This window comes from Acetoanaerobium pronyense, assembly GCF_017874355.1.
GTDB lineage: Bacteria > Bacillota > Clostridia > Peptostreptococcales > Filifactoraceae > Acetoanaerobium > Acetoanaerobium pronyense.
Genome location: NZ_JAGGLI010000044.1, coordinates 1 through 16,774, shown reverse-complemented (window position 1 = coordinate 16,774; position 16,774 = coordinate 1). Strand labels below are relative to the sequence as shown.

Below are 16,774 nucleotides of genomic sequence, written 5' to 3'. Positions count from 1 at the left end.
ATGCTTGTTTAGCATAATTGTATATCCTAATTAGAGGGGTCAAAACTGAATGTAAATTTAGGCCAAAAGGGGTCAAATTTACTTGACAATCTACATATAGCTCTCTGTTTATGAAGATACCTCTAAACCAATTTGATATTATGACTACTTTGCATGGTCTAAAGGAACTTGAAGGGTTTATGGGCCATGATATCAGAGAAACTGCCGTAAGCTTTGACACGAATCGTAAACTTACGGAAGAAGAACTAGAAGAAGTCATAAAATATTGTACCCATGACGTGGAAGAGACCATGGAGATATTTCTCCATAGGAAAGAAGAATTTGATTCCCAAATGGCTCTCCTTAAAGCATTTGAACTTCCACTAAAATATATCGGAAAAACCAAAGCACAGCTGGCAGCAGTGATTTTAAAGGCTAGAAAAATGAACCGGGAAGATGAGTTTGATTTAATTCTTCCTGACACATTACGGATTAAAAAATACAGCTACATCGTGGATTGGTATAAAAATCCAGTAAACCATAACTATGAGAAGGCCCTAGAAACAGGAGTCTCGGGAGTGGCCCATGTATTTGCATGGGGAGGACTCCACGGAGCAAGGGATAAGTATCAGGATGAAGGGATTCTAGTTAGCTTAGATGTGTCCTCATTTTATCCTTCCCTTATGCTAGAATACGGTTTTCTATCAAGGAACGTAGAGGATCCCAAATTATATCAAGAGATATACAACGAACGGATGCGTTTAAAGTCTCTAAAAGATCCAATGCAGCAGCCCTACAAAATAGTTTTAAATTCCACCTATGGAGCCATGAAGCATCAGTATAACAACCTGTATGACCCAAGGCAGGCCAACAATGTCTGTGTAGGTGGACAGCTGTTACTACTAGATTTAATAGAACAGCTTGAGCCCCATTGGAAGTTAATACAATCCAACACCGATGGTTTAATAGGAAAAATTAAATTTAAAGCTGATTTAACTACTATAAAAACCATCTGCAAGCAGTGGGAGGAAAGAACCCGGATGAAGCTTGATTTTGAGCTCTTTCATAAAATCTATCAGAAAGATGTAAACAACTACATCATCATTAAAGAGGATGGCAGCTATAAATCCAAGGGAGCTTATGTTAAAAAACTGAACTCCATAGACAATGACCTACCTATAGTAAATGAAGCTTTAAAGAAACATTTCATTAATAAAACTCCGGTAGAGGATACCATCTACGGTTGTAAAGACCTGATGCAGTTTCAAAAAGTTGTGAAGGTATCCCATAAATACTCCCATGCACTTTATGGGGAAAAATCAATACCGGAAAGAACATTAAGAGTATTTGCATCAAGAAATAATGATCCTGGAGTATTTAAAGTCAAAGAAAGTGGCAGGATTGAAAAAATAGCTGGTACTCCAGATAGCTGCTTTATTGTAAATGACAATGTTATAGGCAGAAGAATTTCTAGAAGGCTAGATAGAGATTGGTATGTAAATCTTGCAAAGAAAAGACTGAAAGACTATATCGGAAAGGAGACTTAAAAATGGAACTGAAAATATTTAAAAATAAGGAATTTGGTGAAGTAAGAAGCATGATGATTAACAGCGAACCTTGGTTTGTAGGGAAAGATGTTGCTGAGGCACTGGGATATTCCAATTCAAGAAAAGCCATATCAGATCATGTGGATGAAGAAGACAAGGGGGTAACGATTCGTGACACCCTTGGAGGGGATCAATCTATAACCATTCTTAACGAAAGCGGACTCTATGCTTTAATTCTATCTTCAAAACTACCAAAAGCTAAAGTATTCAAACGCTGGATTACATCAGAGGTCCTTCCATCAATAAGGAAAACCGGTAGTTATTCCATAAGTAAAAGACAACCCAGCCTAAGTGAAGTAGTGAGATTTCTCAGCCTGATAAAAGAAGTGATGGTAGATCAAAACTGCCCTGATAGAAGCGTTGCTATAACGATGAGGCACCTGTGCCAGCAGCTTGATATAGATCTTCCAGAGGAGTTTATAAAATTCACTAACCTAGAAGAACGCTTCCTGCAGTTTCTTTATACCGATGAACTGGCAAGTGGTATGTCAAGCGGTGATGCGGTCCAGGTTTTTTTAGGAAGAAAACTACGTGAAATCCCTGAGCAAGACTATCAAAGACTTAAAAGCATCTATCATGAAACTTCTTTGAAGGAAGGATGGGAATAGTGATTTGGGAGGTTTTGAGGGTTTTTCACTCATATTATGGGAGGTTTTCACTCCAAAATCCCCACAAAAACCTCCCAAAACACCTCTATTTTGGTATATAAACCTCCCAAATTGGAACTTAAAAGTCGGGAAAGGCTGTGTATAATTTGGAAATTTTAAAAGGATATATTAAAACAAAAGGCAAAAAACCCATCCAGCCTTATCGTAATAAAACTTCATTTTACAACTACGATTACATCCGCAAAACCGGTGGAGACTACGCAGGTATCTTACAAAACGGAATGGTCCAAATCGATTTAGACGATGAAGAGGAAGGTAAACTCATCAAACAGATGGTAGAGGAATTAGGCATCAAATGCGCCATCATAAAAACAGATAGAGGCATGCATTTTTACTTTAGAAATACACAGGTGAAAACAAAACAGACTAAGCTCATGACTCCTATAGGTGTTAAGGTAGATGTTGCACTAGGGGATCAAAATGCTCTGGTGCCGATTAAAGTCTTTGGTGAGACCAGACGGTGGCTGAATAAAATCGACAGTGTAGAGGAAACTGATTATCTCCCTGATTGGTTAAGGCCACTTAAGAAAAGTAATACCCCAGACTTTAAATCCCTGGAAGATGGAGATGGTAGGAATCAGGCACTTTTCAACTACATTCTTACCCTTCAGTCCGAGGGTTTTAGTAAAGATAGCATTAAAGACATTATTCATAAAATTAATCAGTATGTGCTCAAAAGCCCGCTGGATGATAAGGAAGTGGATACGATTTTAAGGGATGAAGCTTTCTTAAAAGAGACTTTCTACATGAAATCCAAATTTCTTCATGATAAGTTCGCAAGGTTTCTGGTGAACGAGGAGCACATGATTAAAATCAATAGCCAGCTTCATATCTACAGAGACGGTATCTATACCAGCAACACATTAGCCATTGAAGCGGCTATGATAAAACACATACCGGAGCTGACGAAATCAAAGCGTAATGAGGTTTTAAATTATCTCGAAATCATCTCAAAAGAAATCAAACCAAGCTATGAAGACTTTGGACTTCTGGCATTTCAAAACGGCGTGTATAGCTTAAAAGAAAACTCATTCAAGGAGCACTCGCCGGAACATATTATAACAAACTGTATTCCTTGGGATTACGACCCAGCTGCATATTTTAATATGACGGATGAGGTCCTTAATAACATTAGCTGCAATGACGCGGAGATACGCTCACTGCTAGAGGAACTCATAGGCTATACCTTCTATAGGAGGAGCGAAATGGGAAAGGCATTTATTCTAACAGGAGATAAACTTAATGGGAAGTCAACTTTCCTTGATATGATTACCACATTAATTGGTGCTCATAATATAGCGGCCCTTGATTTAAAGGAATTGGGTGAAAGGTTCAAAACAGCAGAGCTCTTTGGAAAGCTTGCTAACATTGGGGATGACATAGGAGACGAGTTTATACCGGATCCGTCAATTTTTAAGAAACTGGTGACGGGAGACAGAGTAAACGTTGAGAAAAAAGGGAAAGACCCCTTTGATTTTAATAACTACTCCAAGCTCTTATTCTCAGCAAACAATATCCCAAGGGTAAAAGATAAAACTGGTGCGGTGCAGAGGAGACTTCTTATTATTCCATTTAATGCAAAGTTTTCACCAAATGATCCGGATTTTAAGCCTCATATAAAATATGATTTAAGGTCAAGAGAATCTATGGAATATCTCATATTGCTAGGGATTGAAGGGTTAAAGAGAGTCCTAAATAACCGTAGTTTTAGCAAATCATCTAAAGTGGAAAAAGAACTTAAGGAATATGAAAAGACCAACAATCCGATTATTGGGTTTTATGAGGAATATCAAAATGAAATAGAAAATCAGCCAACTGCTGATGTATATAAAATGTACCTGGAGTATTGCATTCACAATAATTTTCAGCCATTAAGTCATATTGAGTTTTCCAGACAAATGACGAAACGGTTTGATTTTACAACAATAGAGAAAAGAATTAATGGTAAGAAATATAGAATATTTATGAAAAACCAGCTGTCTTAGATGACTTAGATGTGTCCGACATCTGTCGCAGATTTCTAAGTCAGTAATATCAATGGTGTTCCAGATGTATTAGATACTATAATACCTTATATTTTTAGAAAAAAATTAAATAGTAAAGTAGATATAAATATATATAATATAGTAATTTTTTAGGACATCTATGGCAAAATCAAATACAAAAATTATTGAAAGTATTGAAAATAGAGAGTTTTAGAAAAAGAGGAGGAGTCCCAGATGAGCTTAGATAGATATAACTCAGAAAGATATTTAGATCTTACAGCATATGAAGCTATAAAAAATATAGAAGAAGAAATGAAAATGGAAAAACGAAAAGTCGTATTTATCTGTTCTCCCTATGCAGGAGACATTGATTTAAATACAGGTAGAGCTAGACGCTACGGGCGATTTGCCATTACAAAGAAAACTGTGCCCTTTATCCCGCACCTGTTATATCCGCAGTTGCTAGATGAAAATGATTTGGATGAAAGAAACTTAGGCATCAGCATGGGAATTAGAATGCTAGGCCTATGCCATGAACTATGGGTGTTTGGGGACAAGATATCATCTGGTATGGCTATAGAAATAAAAAAAGCCAAGTCCCTAAAGATTCCAATTAGGTATTTTACGACTCAATGCAAACCGAGAAAAGAGGTGTAGTAATGGGTAGAGCTTCTAAATCAATCAAATCAGCTAAACCAACTAAACCAGACAAAACAGATTGCTTCGCATATCAGCCTACAAAGTGTGTGGCCCTAACGAAGAATAACTGTAATGGGTGCACTTTTTATAAAACAGCCTCCGCTTTAAAAGCTGACAGAGAAAAAGCTATGACTAGAATTATCACACTGGATATTGAAATCCAGGATAAAATAGCCAGAGACTACTTTGGTGGTGGTAAAGATGGATCCTTATGAAGAATTAGCAAATGCGATTGTACTAAGAGCCGTTAAGGATTACAGGGCAGCTAAACATCCATCAGTAAGAGCTAGCATTGAGAGATTTTTTCTCTCCGGATGGTTTAGAGAACTGACAAGGGTAGATGGGGAGAAACTCATAGCAGACTTAAGAAGGGAGAGAGATACCAAGTGAATGCAAAAGAATATTTATCACAGGTTTTTATAATAAACAAAAGAATTAACAGTAAGCTTCAACAGGTAAGTTCATTAAAAAGTCTTGCACTTAGAGTAAGTTCCACTTTTGAAAAAGATAAAATTTGCAAAACAAGAAAACAAAGTCCTATGGAAGATGCTATTGTAAAAATAATTGATTTAGAAAATGAAATAAATACTGACATAGATGAACTGATAGACATGAAGAAAAACATCGCAGAAGAAATATCTTTGCTAACTGATGAAAACTCTAAAATGGTTTTAGAACTGAGATATGTAGCACTTATGAAATGGGAAGAAATAGCAGCAGCTACAGGCTATGATTTAAGATGGGTTTATAGAATTCATAAAAGAGCAATAAAAGATTTTGAGAAGCCATTGAAAGCCACTATAAGTATTTGATATATTATAAAATAAGAAAATGTATCGATAGCCCTCAGCTAAGTGTTGAAGGGCTATTTTTTATGGAGGTGAATAGAAAGTGGAGAAAAAATGCAAATATAAAAAGTGTAGACTTGAGGCTAAAGAAGGAAAAGATTATTGTAAATATCATATTAGAGTAATCGAGATGGATGAAAATATGTCTACTGAGTTAAGAGAAGAGCTAGAAAGAATAAGAAAAGAAAGATATCCAGAAGATTAAATCACGCCATTGAAAGCCACTATGGGTGTTTGATATAGTATAAGATGTTAAGAACTATAAAAATTTCGCCCAAAGGATGGATGTCCCGAGGGCTTTTGTCATAAAGAGAAGCCTTTACATTAAAAACTGCAGGAGATTTTTTCATAGAAAGGATGAAGACGATGAAACCGGAATGGAAAGATCTAAGAAGAGTCCTATGAAAGAATGTAAGCCGAGTTAAAAGAAGTCTATAAAAAATTAAAAAAGAAAAATACGTTCAGCCTTAGAGCACCTAGCTTTAAGCTTTTTATTTAAAACATAACAAGAAAAAAGTATAATAAAATCTGATATAATATTTCTAAAGCATGAAGTTTTATATCAGGGGGATTATATGAGAAGACTAAAATTGTCTATAGATGGGCAAATAAATCACATGAAGCTTCTTAAATATCTTATAGTAAAGAAATTAATCCAAATAAGAGAGTAATGAATATTATATCTAATGTTAAGGAAACACTTAGAGAAGCTAGACATGCTAGAATGAAGAATCCAATCTACACGATTTCATAGTATCGTTATATGTATTTAATAATATAGTCACAAGCCAAGGAATAAAGAAAAACTATATGGATGAATTAAAGGATTTTGTAGATAATAGAATGGTTAGGAATAAAGAATATTTTCAAGATAATCAACTTACAATCTATTGTTATAAATTTGTCAAAAATATAATTGACTATTTTTATGGTTTAAGTATACAATATTGTCAAGGAACAAAAACTCGTAGGAGTTTTTAGCGAGAGGGTGCCAGTGCACCTGCTCGTATTTTTTTATTCTTTTTTAGAATAGAACTTACCCCTACCTCTTAACAATGGGTTTAAAGGCGGGTCAATTTATAAAAATCAGCTCTAGAGCAATTAGCTTTAGGGCTTTTTCTATGCCTTTTAATATAAATGGAGTTGATAAAAAATGCCTATGAAACCACTTAAGCCCTGCAAGCATCCAGGCTGCCCAAACCTATCAGACAAGAGCTACTGCCAGATACACACTGATGACAGACCAAGTGCTGCAGCTAGAGGTTATGACAGCAGGTGGAGGAAAGCTAGATTGAGGTTCCTAAAGGTGCATCCGTTTTGTGTTACCTGTAAAGCTGAGGGCAAGCTTATAAAAGCTACCGTTGTGGACCATGTCGTTCCTCATAGAGGAGATGAACTTCTCTTTTGGGATGAAAGCAACTGGCAGGCTCTTTGTAAAAGATGTCATGATAGGAAGACTATGATGATTGATAGACCTAATATCTATAGATATTAGGTGAAAATTGTGTTAAAATTAAATAATTTAATTCAATTGAAATGGATAGAATAAAAGGAGATATAAACATTGTATATATTTACATCGTTGTGCGTAACGATTATAGTCATAGCTTTTTTGGGTATCATTTGTATTAAGAAAATTAAAAATAATCAATTAGGATCTAAACTAAATCTTAATGAATTGAAACTTTATACATTGAAGATATTTACATATCTATGCGTCGTTTTGGCAGGATTTGGAGATTTGTATTTTAAGAATAATATTCCATTCATTAGCAATAAATGGAATGTTATAATATTGCTAATAAATGGTGGAGTTGTAATATTAATTATTATGGGTTTATCAAGCTACGGAATTAAATATTTTATTAAAAAAGCCAATTTAATAAAACCAATTTCTGAGCAATCAAAATGGAAGGATCAAAAAAAATATATAAGTGAAAAAGAAAAATTGTCTAATATGATGAAAAAATCATATTCTTTTGCTTGCCTTGGATTGATAATCCCCATGTTGTTTGTGAATGTTGAAGTAGCTGTATTATGGATAATCATATTAGCAGGAGGTTGGCTTTGGTTTGGAACTTATGACGTAGAGTCTTCTATGCCAAAAAAATTTATAATTAATACTGTTTATAAATTTAATAAGAAGGATTGGATATTTCATTCTATAATGTTTCTATTATTATTTGTTTTAATGATAAGCGTGGAATATCAAAGTGAAAATACGATGGACATAATTTTAGGGATATTTGGTGGGATGTTTTTTATGGGTGTCCTAATGATGTTCTTAGGGAATAAGTTATTAAAGGTCTAAGGGGGTATCAAATCTCTACAACATTGTGTTTCCAAGACCGCCACCCCCTCTCGTGTGAAAAATCGCAAAATTGCAGGGCGGGGGTTAACCAGAAGAAAAACAATCAAAAGCATTGAAAACGCTGAAAACAAGCAAAATCAAACACCTATAAAAACTTGTTGAAAATACAAGCTTTCAAGGTGTTTTTTTATTACCTAAATTTGGAGGTGAAACAGTGAAAAGAACGGAAGAAATGAAAATTATTGAAACAGACAAACTCATCCCCTATCAAAATAATGCAAGAACCCATAGCAAGGAGCAACTTCTAAAACTAAGAAGTAGTCTTAGGGAATTTGGGTTTGTCAATCCCGTTTTAATAGACAAAGACTACAATATCATAGCAGGTCATGGCAGAGTCGCGGCTGCAAAAGCAGAAGGAATAAAAGAAATTCCCTGCGTGATGGTAGAACATCTAACGGAAGCACAGAAAAAAGCATATATTCTAGCAGATAATAGATTAGCTATGGATGCCGGCTGGGACAACGAGTTACTAGCCATAGAATTTGAATCCTTAAAAGGTCTTAACTTTGATTTGAATCTTACAGGATTTGAAGCTGCAGAAATTGATGAGCTATTTTCTAATATTCACGATAAGGATGTAGCTGACGATGATTTTGATGTAGATGCTGCTTTAGCAGAAGAACCTATATCAAAGCTAGGAGATGTTTGGGTTCTAGGAAGACACCGTCTTATTTGTGGTGATAGTACTTTAGCTGAAACATATGAAAAACTTATGGAAGGTAAAAAAGCAAATATATGCGTGACCGATCCACCCTACAATGTGAATTACACAGCAGGTAAGGATAATGAGCGGGTTATAAAAAATGACAATATGGATGATCAAAATTTTTATGAGTTTCTTCTAGCAGCTTTTAAAAACATATATAACCATCTAGATGATGGTGGAGCTACTTATATTTTCCATGCGGATACTGAAGGCCTTAATTTTAGAAAAGCATTTAAAGACGCAGGCTTTAAACTCTCAGGCGTATGTCAATGGGTAAAGCAGTCACTTGTGCTAGGCAGATCCGATTACCAGTGGCAGCATGAGCCAGTGCTTTATGGATGGAAACCCACAGGAAAACACAGATGGTATGGGGATAGAAAGCAGACCACTGTTTGGAATTTCGATAGGCCCACAAAATCTGAACTCCACCCAACAATGAAGCCAGTACCACTTGTGGCATACCCTATACAGAATAGTTCAATGTCAAACTGCATTGTGCTTGAGCCTTTTGGTGGAAGTGGCTCAACTTTAATTGCCAGCGAGCAAACGGGTAGGATTTGCTATGCCATTGAACTTGATGAGAAATATGTGGATGTTATAGCCAAAAGATACATTAATTATGTGGGAAAAGACGAAGATGTCTTTCTAATAAGAGATGGCGAGAAAATCCTATATAGTAATCTAGAAAAAGAGCAGTAGTCTATTTTTTTGGCTATGTGCTCTTTTCTTCGTTAGGGGGTGCACATTGAACTTTATTGATATTTGTTCAGGTATCGGTGGATTTAGGTTAGGGCTTGAACTTGCAGGATATAAATGCATAGGATTTTGTGAAAAAGATAAATTTGCAGTAAAAAGCTATAGAGCTATGTTTGATACGAAAGGAGAGTGGTATGCGGATGACGTTACAAAACTTAAATCAGAAGAAATTCCCTATGCAGACATTTGGTGCTTTGGATTCCCATGCCAAGATATCTCAGTTGCAGGAAAACAAAGAGGACTTAGTGGAGAGAGAAGTGGAATCTATTTCAGCATTATTGACCTCGTCAAAGGCAAAGAAGAAAAAGATAAACCCACATACCTTCTTATTGAGAACGTTAAGAACCTGCTATCAATTAATGGAGGATTTGATTTTTCCGAAGTTCTCGCTGAACTGGACCAAGCAGGGTATGATGCAATGTGGCAGGTGCTTAATTCTAAAGACTTCGGAGTTCCCCAAAATAGAGAGCGAGTGTTCATTATCGCAAATCTTAGAAGCAGAGGTAGAAGAGAAATACTACCTCTCGGAGGAGAAAACGCAGCAGCTCTTAAGCAAATTATAGGTGGCATGCAAGGCTATAGAGTCTATGATACAGATGGCATTTCAGCTACCCTTGTCGGTAACGCTGGGGGTGTTGGGGCAAAAACAGGACTTTATAGAGTTGGGAATATCAACCCAAGTGGCAAAGGCGCCAGTGGTAATGTTTATGATGCTGAGGGTGTTTCCCCTACATTAACAGCGAATGGCGGAGGATTAGGAGCAAAGACGGGTTTATATTTTATAGATCAATTCAATACAAAAACGCAGATTACTGACACTTCAAGATGTATAAATTCTAGGTATACAGGAGGCATTGTCAATAGAACGGCTATGAACAGTGCTGTTTTAGAAGCAAGAGCAGTAATCACACCCGACCGAGATGATAAAAGGCAGAATGGTAGAAGAATGAAGGAATCTGAAGAACCAATGTTTACATTGACCTCGCAAGATAGACATGGGGTGGCGATTCTAAGAGCCACTAGAACTGCGTATGGAAAAGAAATACGAAAGCAGTATGAGTCTGGAGAAATAAAAGAAAGCAGACACAATATGACAGAACTAAAACCTAGAGAAGATGACATTTCAAACACACTAACCTCGGTTCAAAAAGATAATTTAGTATTATCCCCTAAAATATCAATAAAAGAAGCTACTAAAAAAGGTTATGCTGAAGCTGAAATTGGTGACAGTATAAATATTTCAGTTCCTAACTCTAAAACCAGAAGGGGTAGAGTTGGAAAAGGCATTTCAAATACACTAGATACAGGATGTCAAATGGCTACCCTAGACAAACACTATCGGATTAGAAGGCTTACACCAAAGGAGTGCTTTAGACTCCAGGGATTTCCAGATGAGTTATTTGAAAAAGCTAGAGCCGTAAATTCAGATGCCCAGCTATATAAGCAGGCAGGAAATGCAGTCACTGTAAATGTAGCGTTTGCAATAGCTAAAAGCTTGCCTGAAAACTTATAAAAGACTTGCTATTACTGTGTTTTAGAGTGATATATAGAGTATCTAAAACACAGGAGGGATTGATATGGATAGAAAGCAATTAATCAAAGATTTACAGCTGAAGTATGAAACAAAAGCTAAATACCTTGGTGTGCCAAGCTGCGCTTATGAAATTACTCTTAGAGGCATCACCTACACAGTAGACAAGGAGGGAAAAATTGTGACCCCTAACGGACAAGTAATTGATCCTGAAGACCTTCTTAATGAAAGAGCTAAAGTTATAGCTGAATCAGAAGAAATAGCATCAGATCCTAATGAAACTCAGGAAGATACCACTTTAGAAATCATGAGCTATGAAATCAAGCTCCCAATGGAAGGACATAGTGGTAAAACCCTTAGAAACCTTATAAATATGATTTATGCTAAACAGCCCCTTATTTTAAAGGCCCTTGCTGTAAATGATGCACTTCTAACTGAATCCTTTGTCCAGGCCATTAATGAAACAGATATGGAAACAATCTCTGATTTTGAAGCTGCTTTGGCCCAAATAGAAACATCTCGTCTTGAGGGCCTACAGATTGATTTTGAAGAAAAGACATTCACTTTCAATCTTGATTTAGAGCCTGATAAAGTTGAAGCGGCCATTAGTCTACTAGCCTTAATCAACAAAAATGCACTTTCTCAGAACAACGCTTCTTTTAAAGCAAAACCTACATCCAATGAAAAATACACTTTTAGAACTTGGCTCTTAAGGCTTGGAATGATCGGAGACGAGTACAAAAAAACTAGAAAGGTCCTTCTTGGGAATTTATCAGGGAACGGAGCTTTCAGAATTTCAAATAAGGAAGGTGAAAATGTTGAAGCCTAAATGTAATTTGGTTGGAAAAGATGGAAATATATTTAATCTTATGGGCATTGCTTCAAATGCACTTAAAAAAGCTGGACTTAAAGAAGAAGCTAAAGAAATGAAGGATAAAATAATGAACTCTAAAAGCTACGATCAAGCTATTAGAATAATTATGGAATATGTAGACGTAGAATAAGAAGATTTAAAAGAATACTGTATATATAACAGAATTAACTTGCTATTAATCCCTTTTAGAGTGATGTATGTATGTAACAAAAAACACATAGAAGGGAGCATTACCAATGTCTAGCAAGTATTTTTTAGAAAGAAGTATAGGTATTGAAATTGAACTAACTGGGATTACTAGAAACAAAGCAGCAAAAGTTATAGCGGAGCATTTTCAAGGAACCGTAGAAAAGAAATATGATTCTAATATCTCCTACAATATTAAAACCCCAGACTCTAGGGTCTGGAAGGTGGTTTATGACGGCAGCATAAGAACTCAAAAGAAAGTAAACGGACAGAGGGTTGAAGCTTCAAAAGAGTACAGCGTTGAGATAGTAAGCCCAATTCTAAACTACAATAAAGATATTAAAGACTTACAGGAGCTTGTTAGAAAGATAAGAAAGGCTGGAGGTTTTTCAGAAAAGCAAAATTGTACAGGTATTCATATACATCTAAATGGAAAAGACCATAGCCCAACAAGCCTTAGAAACTTTATCAACATAATCTACTCAAGAAATGACTTGCTTTACGATAGCTTACAAATAGAAAGCAGGAGAATGAGATATTGCAAAAAGATGGATAAAAACTTAGTTGATAGAATGAACCAAAGTAAACCTAAAACCCTAGCAGAAATTGAAAACATCTGGTACGAAGGTTATGGACAAATTAGAATAAGGCATTACCACGAAAGTAGATATCATTTTATAAATCTTCATAGCTTTTTCAACGGAGTTGGAACGGTTGAACTTAGAGGCTTTAATGGAACACTTCATGCAGGAAAGATTAGAAGCTACATTGTACTTGCCCTAGCAATCAACCATCAAGCTTTAACCCAAAAGAGTGCAAGCTCGAAAAAACCTCAGGTTGAGAATCCAAAATTCGCAATGAGAACTTGGCTAAACCGAATGGGCCTTATTGGAGGAGAGTTTAAAAATTGCAGGGAGCACTTAGTGAAGCACTTAGAAGGCTCAGCAGCCTGGAGATTTCGAGGAGCCGCATAGAACTACTTAAAAGCGGCTAGAAAAACTGCCACGCGGGAGCTTGCCCTCTTGAGGTGGTAGTGTAACCCTACTGAAAAAACAAAACGCCTTACTGGGGCAAATAAAGGGGAAGAAAAATCTCTTTAGGAAAGGATGAACTTGTTATGAAAAGATTATATGGTGCATACGGCTCAAATCTCAACCTTAAGCAAATGAAAGTTAGATGTCCAAATGGGAAGGTCTACGGTAAAGGAGTTATAAAAAACTACAGATTGCTTTTTAAAGGATTGCCTTTAAATTCATATGCAACAATTGAACCTGAAAATGGACAAGAGGTACCAGTGCTTATTTGGGAACTTGAAGAAGAGGATGAAGAAGCTTTAGATTTCTATGAAGGGTATCCAAGATTTTATGAAAAAGAACTAATAGAAGTACATCTTCAAACCAAAGAAGTTATAAAAGTTATGGTATATATCATGACTGACAATGATGAAGATAGAATCAATATAAATACTCCTAGCCTAAGGTATTTAAATTCAATCAAGGATGGATATCTAACCTCAGGTTTTGATTTAAGTTACCTAGATGAAGCAGTTTCATTTAGTAAACTAAAGGGAGGTAAAAATAATGGATAAATTTTTCACCCAAAGCCACTGCGACCGCTGCAAAGGAGAACTTAAAGGTGGAAGGATCATGTCCCGCTTTAACACTGATTGCATCTGTATCCCCTGCAGTGAAAAGGAAAAAGAGGATCCAGATTACAAAAGAGCTGTAAAAGAAGAACTTGAAGAAGTGAAAAAAGGGAACTACAACTTTAAAGGAATCCGAGGATGAAAATTTAGGAAGAAGGGCCAAAATCGGCTCTTTTTTCTTATCATAAAAACACACTATTAACTTGATATAAACCCTAACCTACGGTAATGTGTACATACAAAAAGGAAAGGGGATAAAAACATGGATAAAAACATGGATAAAAACATTGAGAAGAAACTCCTAGAGATTGCAAAAGCAGAACTTTTTATTGAAACCTTAGAAACAAGAAACTCTGATGAACTGGATTTTCACGAAGTTTCTACATGGGGGATAAGAAAAGCATTAGAACTTGCCTTTGAATTAGGAAGGGAAGAAGGTAAAACGAACAAATAGAATAGAGGCCTTAGGGCCTTTTTCTCGTTATAGAGGAGGTGAAAGCCATGGCCCAAAGAGGCAGGAAACCAAAACCAACAGCACTAAAAGTATTAGAAGGAAATCCTGGGAAAAGACCACTAAATGAACAGGAACCAAAACCAGAAAATAGAGCACCTAAGTGTCCGTCATGGCTGGAGCTGGAGGCTAAGAAAGAATGGAAAAGAATGGCAAAAACTCTAGAGGCTATGGGAATCCTAACCCAGGTTGATATGACAGCCTTTGCTGGATACTGTCAGGCATATGCTAGGTGGAAGGAAGCCGAGGAATTTCTATCAAAACACGGAACAATTTTTAAGACCCCATCTGGATATATTCAGCAGGTACCACAGGTGTCTATTGCACAGACCTATCTGAAAGTAATGAAGGACTTCTGCTCTGAGTTTGGACTCACACCTGCTTCAAGAAGTCGTATCAGAGTGGATATACAAGAAGCTGCTAAAGATGATCCAATGGCAGAACTTCTTAGTATTAGGGGAGGGGGTTAAGATGCCTTACTCTGAAGAAAAAGCAAATAGAGTAATTCAGTTTATACAGCAGCTAAAGCTAACTAAGGGAAAATGGGCAGGTCAGACATTTAAGCTCTTACCTTGGGAGATAGATTTAATAAAAAAGGCTTTTGGTACAGTAAGGGAAGATGGGACAAGGCAGTATAGGACTGTATATGTTGAAATTCCTAAAAAATCAGGTAAAGCTCTAGCAATCGACACACCAATCCCAACACCTGATGGCTTTACTACAATGGAGGATTTGAAACCTGGAGACAAAGTATTTGATGAGAATGGAAAGTCCTGTAATGTTGTAGCCTGCACAGAGATTATGTATGGAAGACTCTGCTATGAAGTGTGTTTTTCTGATGGGAGTAGTATTGTGGCTGATGGAGAGCATTTATGGCAAGTCAATGAATATAAGCCTCATAAAGTTCCGTACTATGAAACAAAAATATTAAAAACAGAAGATATGAAAGATAGTATAAAGCATAAAAATGGTTGCTACAACTATAGGATCTCTACTATGTTAGCCTTAGATCTAGAAGATAAGAAATTAATAATTCCGCCTTATGTATTAGGTGTTTGGCTGGCTGATGGAAATAGTTATAATGCAAGTTTTACTTGTAATATCAATGATTTGGAAATTGTCGATAAAGTTGTAGGTTATGGTGTAGAAGTTAGAGAGTGGAAATCAACGAATACTGGGAGTGTTCATTTAGCATTTGGAGACGGGGACAGACGTCAGTCTGCTAGAAATAAATCATGGCATGCCAAAATGCGTAAAATGGGATTAATCTGTAACAAACACATCCCCAAAGAATACCTTAGAAGTTCTATAAAGCAAAGAAAAGAACTACTGAAGGGATTAATGGATTGTGATGGTCATATATCTAAAGAAGGTGAATGTGAATATACAACAGTGAGCAAAAGACTAGCTGAAGACGCTGCAGAACTTATTCGTAGCTTAGGGTTTAAATGTTCAATTAATGAAGGTAGAGCTACTCTAAATGGAAAAGACTGTGGACCTAAATATCGTATTAATTTCTTTTCATACAGGAGCAATCCTGTTTTTTATTTGCAAAGAAAAAATAATAGATTAAAGAAAGACCCAATAAAGCCCACTAAAAATTCCTTTAGGACAATTACAGCTATTAATGAAGTGACATCCGTCCCAGTAAAATGCATCCAAGTGGATAGTCCATCAAGGCTTTATTTAGCAGGAAAGTCTATGGTGCCTACCCATAATAGTGAAATCGCCGCAGCCATTGCATTATACATGCTTTTAGCCGATGGTGAATCCAACGCTGAGGTCTATGTAGCCGCCTGTGACAGGCAACAGGCCAGCATTATTTTCAACACAAGTGTCAACTTTGTGGAGGGAAATCAAACCCTATCTAATGTCACAAAAACTGTAATGTCTACTAAAAGAATTGTATATCCAAGAACAGGGAGTTTTTATCAAGTACTAAGTTCTGATGTGAAATCCAAATCAGGACTGAATGTTTCATGTGTAATACTAGATGAGATTTGGACCTATCCTAATGCTGATCTTGCCAGAATGCTTACCACAGGTTCTGGTGATGCTAGAGAAGAGCCACTTTTTATTTATCTTACCACTGCAGGGGATAAACTAAGAGGATACGGCTGGGAGATGCACCAAAAGGCAAAGGATATTTTAAATGGCAGAAGAGTTGATGATACATTTCTCCCAATAATTTATGGCCTTGAAGAAGGGGACGACTGGGAAGATGAGAAGAATTGGTATAAGGCGAATCCTAGCCTTGGACATACTATTCAGATTGAAAGAATTAGAGAGCACTTCCAGCAGGCAAAGCAAGACTGTAACTGGTAAAATAAAATGGAGAGATTTCGGCAAATAAAAATGGAGAAAAAATACTCATAAAGTCTTTGAATCTTGTTAGAATACTTAAAGTA

Annotated in this window: 20 protein-coding genes; all 20 read left to right on the top strand. The window is 36.3% G+C overall.

Annotation, left to right across the window (positions count from 1 at the left end; all coding sequences use genetic code 11):
- Positions 1-140: 140 nt before the first annotated feature.
- The 20 genes from J2Z35_RS13510 (at position 141) to J2Z35_RS14720 (ending at position 16,691) form a co-directional block, all read left to right on the top strand.
- Complete coding sequence (locus J2Z35_RS13510) at positions 141-1,526, top strand: DNA polymerase domain-containing protein (RefSeq protein WP_245330914.1); 1,386 nt, start codon at positions 141-143, stop codon at positions 1,524-1,526.
- Positions 1,527-1,528: 2 nt separating this feature from the next.
- Positions 1,529-2,194, top strand: coding sequence for a BRO-N domain-containing protein (locus J2Z35_RS13505; protein ID WP_209661927.1), 666 nt, complete (start codon positions 1,529-1,531; stop codon positions 2,192-2,194).
- Between the two features lie 146 nt (positions 2,195-2,340).
- On the top strand, positions 2,341-4,239 hold the full coding sequence (locus J2Z35_RS13500) for a DNA primase family protein (protein ID WP_209661926.1): 1,899 nt from the start codon (positions 2,341-2,343) through the stop codon (positions 4,237-4,239).
- A gap of 234 nt (positions 4,240-4,473) precedes the next feature.
- Positions 4,474-4,896: a DUF7768 domain-containing protein gene (locus tag J2Z35_RS13495; protein ID WP_209661925.1), complete on the top strand. Its 423-nt coding sequence runs from the start codon at positions 4,474-4,476 to the stop codon at positions 4,894-4,896.
- 2 nt (positions 4,897-4,898) lie between these two features.
- Positions 4,899-5,153 (top strand): hypothetical protein, encoded by a 255-nt coding sequence (locus tag J2Z35_RS13490; protein ID WP_209661924.1) that lies wholly within the window; start codon positions 4,899-4,901, stop codon positions 5,151-5,153.
- A complete protein-coding gene (locus J2Z35_RS13485) occupies positions 5,140-5,328 on the top strand; it encodes a hypothetical protein (protein WP_209661923.1) in 189 nt (62 codons plus the stop codon). Before J2Z35_RS13490 ends, J2Z35_RS13485 begins: the two co-directional genes overlap by 14 nt.
- The gene (locus J2Z35_RS14725) at positions 5,325-5,750 is read left to right on the top strand and encodes a DUF1492 domain-containing protein (protein WP_209661922.1); all 426 of its coding nucleotides are present in this window, start codon (positions 5,325-5,327) and stop codon (positions 5,748-5,750) included. Before J2Z35_RS13485 ends, J2Z35_RS14725 begins: the two co-directional genes overlap by 4 nt.
- 79 nt (positions 5,751-5,829) lie before the next feature.
- On the top strand, positions 5,830-5,991 hold the full coding sequence (locus J2Z35_RS13475) for a hypothetical protein (protein ID WP_209661921.1): 162 nt from the start codon (positions 5,830-5,832) through the stop codon (positions 5,989-5,991).
- A gap of 948 nt (positions 5,992-6,939) precedes the next feature.
- Positions 6,940-7,281 (top strand): HNH endonuclease, encoded by a 342-nt coding sequence (locus J2Z35_RS13470; RefSeq protein ID WP_209661920.1) that lies wholly within the window; start codon positions 6,940-6,942, stop codon positions 7,279-7,281.
- A gap of 228 nt (positions 7,282-7,509) precedes the next feature.
- The gene (locus J2Z35_RS13465; protein ID WP_209661919.1) at positions 7,510-8,097 is read left to right on the top strand and encodes a hypothetical protein; all 588 of its coding nucleotides are present in this window, start codon (positions 7,510-7,512) and stop codon (positions 8,095-8,097) included.
- A gap of 214 nt (positions 8,098-8,311) precedes the next feature.
- Positions 8,312-9,562, top strand: a complete 1,251-nt coding sequence (locus tag J2Z35_RS13460) for a site-specific DNA-methyltransferase (protein ID WP_209661918.1) — start codon at positions 8,312-8,314, stop codon at positions 9,560-9,562.
- Positions 9,563-9,608: 46 nt separating this feature from the next.
- Positions 9,609-11,132, top strand: coding sequence for a DNA (cytosine-5-)-methyltransferase (gene dcm / locus J2Z35_RS13455; protein ID WP_209661917.1), 1,524 nt, complete (start codon positions 9,609-9,611; stop codon positions 11,130-11,132).
- Between the two features lie 64 nt (positions 11,133-11,196).
- Positions 11,197-11,979 carry a virulence-related protein gene (locus tag J2Z35_RS13450; RefSeq protein WP_209661916.1) on the top strand — a complete coding sequence of 261 codons (783 nt, stop codon included), beginning with the start codon at positions 11,197-11,199 and terminating at the stop codon, positions 11,977-11,979.
- Complete coding sequence (locus J2Z35_RS13445) at positions 11,966-12,154, top strand: hypothetical protein (protein ID WP_209661915.1); 189 nt, start codon at positions 11,966-11,968, stop codon at positions 12,152-12,154. Before J2Z35_RS13450 ends, J2Z35_RS13445 begins: the two co-directional genes overlap by 14 nt.
- A gap of 106 nt (positions 12,155-12,260) precedes the next feature.
- A complete protein-coding gene (locus J2Z35_RS13440) occupies positions 12,261-13,184 on the top strand; it encodes an amidoligase family protein (RefSeq protein WP_209661914.1) in 924 nt (307 codons plus the stop codon).
- Positions 13,185-13,327: 143 nt separating this feature from the next.
- The gene (locus J2Z35_RS13435; RefSeq protein WP_209661913.1) at positions 13,328-13,798 is read left to right on the top strand and encodes a gamma-glutamylcyclotransferase family protein; all 471 of its coding nucleotides are present in this window, start codon (positions 13,328-13,330) and stop codon (positions 13,796-13,798) included.
- Positions 13,799-13,856: 58 nt separating this feature from the next.
- Positions 13,857-13,997: a hypothetical protein gene (locus tag J2Z35_RS13430; protein ID WP_245330913.1), complete on the top strand. Its 141-nt coding sequence runs from the start codon at positions 13,857-13,859 to the stop codon at positions 13,995-13,997.
- A 120-nt stretch (positions 13,998-14,117) separates the two neighbouring features.
- On the top strand, positions 14,118-14,309 hold the full coding sequence (locus tag J2Z35_RS13425; RefSeq protein ID WP_209661911.1) for a DUF6900 domain-containing protein: 192 nt from the start codon (positions 14,118-14,120) through the stop codon (positions 14,307-14,309).
- A gap of 47 nt (positions 14,310-14,356) precedes the next feature.
- Positions 14,357-14,836: a phage terminase small subunit P27 family gene (locus J2Z35_RS13420; RefSeq protein WP_209661910.1), complete on the top strand. Its 480-nt coding sequence runs from the start codon at positions 14,357-14,359 to the stop codon at positions 14,834-14,836.
- A 1-nt stretch (position 14,837) separates the two neighbouring features.
- On the top strand, positions 14,838-16,691 hold the full coding sequence (locus tag J2Z35_RS14720) for a terminase large subunit domain-containing protein (protein ID WP_245330912.1): 1,854 nt from the start codon (positions 14,838-14,840) through the stop codon (positions 16,689-16,691).
- The last annotated feature ends 83 nt before the right edge of the window (positions 16,692-16,774 follow it).

Bases quoted from the DNA above. Each gene is read 5' to 3' on its own strand.
- J2Z35_RS14720 (WP_245330912.1), top strand. From the start codon at position 14,838: ATGCCTTACTCTGAAGAAAAAGCAAATAGAGTAATTCAGTTTATACAG.
- J2Z35_RS13495 (WP_209661925.1), top strand. From the start codon at position 4,474: ATGAGCTTAGATAGATATAACTCAGAAAGATATTTAGATCTTACAGCA.
- J2Z35_RS13485 (WP_209661923.1), top strand. From the start codon at position 5,140: ATGGATCCTTATGAAGAATTAGCAAATGCGATTGTACTAAGAGCCGTT.
- J2Z35_RS13450 (WP_209661916.1), top strand. From the start codon at position 11,197: ATGGATAGAAAGCAATTAATCAAAGATTTACAGCTGAAGTATGAAACA.
- J2Z35_RS13430 (WP_245330913.1), top strand. From the start codon at position 13,857: ATGTCCCGCTTTAACACTGATTGCATCTGTATCCCCTGCAGTGAAAAG.
- J2Z35_RS13420 (WP_209661910.1), top strand. From the start codon at position 14,357: ATGGCCCAAAGAGGCAGGAAACCAAAACCAACAGCACTAAAAGTATTA.
- J2Z35_RS13445 (WP_209661915.1), top strand. From the start codon at position 11,966: ATGTTGAAGCCTAAATGTAATTTGGTTGGAAAAGATGGAAATATATTT.
- J2Z35_RS13435 (WP_209661913.1), top strand. From the start codon at position 13,328: ATGAAAAGATTATATGGTGCATACGGCTCAAATCTCAACCTTAAGCAA.
- J2Z35_RS13490 (WP_209661924.1), top strand. From the start codon at position 4,899: ATGGGTAGAGCTTCTAAATCAATCAAATCAGCTAAACCAACTAAACCA.
- J2Z35_RS13510 (WP_245330914.1), top strand. From the start codon at position 141: ATGACTACTTTGCATGGTCTAAAGGAACTTGAAGGGTTTATGGGCCAT.
- J2Z35_RS13425 (WP_209661911.1), top strand. From the start codon at position 14,118: ATGGATAAAAACATGGATAAAAACATTGAGAAGAAACTCCTAGAGATT.
- J2Z35_RS13505 (WP_209661927.1), top strand. From the start codon at position 1,529: ATGGAACTGAAAATATTTAAAAATAAGGAATTTGGTGAAGTAAGAAGC.
- J2Z35_RS13440 (WP_209661914.1), top strand. From the start codon at position 12,261: ATGTCTAGCAAGTATTTTTTAGAAAGAAGTATAGGTATTGAAATTGAA.
- J2Z35_RS13470 (WP_209661920.1), top strand. From the start codon at position 6,940: ATGCCTATGAAACCACTTAAGCCCTGCAAGCATCCAGGCTGCCCAAAC.